Genomic DNA, 255 nt, shown 5'->3' with positions numbered 1-255 from the left:
CTTATCGCGGGAAAGCAAAACTCCAAATGCACGGGGCATATTTCAATACCCTTGGTGTTGAAAGGAATACCCAGAATCCCGTCTACACCATTCGTACGATGCCAGAGAATATGATGGACATGGAAGGACGCCCCGCATTCAGCACATGGACGGGTGGTTTACTCGGCGTGATGGGAAAGCAGATGGAAGACCATCAGGCCATGCACCGATCATGGTATCTGGATGCGGCGGTTAAGTCGTTCTAATAAGCCGCAA

General features: G+C 50.6%; 1 protein-coding gene. It reads left to right on the top strand.

Annotated features, from left to right (window positions below; genetic code table 11):
• A partial coding sequence (locus DUT91_RS26060) for a hypothetical protein (RefSeq protein WP_200835095.1) occupies positions 1–245 on the top strand: 245 nt, incomplete at its 5' end.
• Between the last annotated feature and the right edge of the window lie 10 nt (positions 246–255).

Source organism: Paramesorhizobium salinisoli (genome assembly GCF_003335045.1).
In the GTDB taxonomy this organism is placed as follows: Bacteria; Pseudomonadota; Alphaproteobacteria; order Rhizobiales; family Rhizobiaceae; genus Paramesorhizobium; species Paramesorhizobium salinisoli.
The sequence above is the reverse complement of the archived record's forward strand: the minus strand, read 5'-3'. Positions and strand labels throughout refer to the sequence as shown.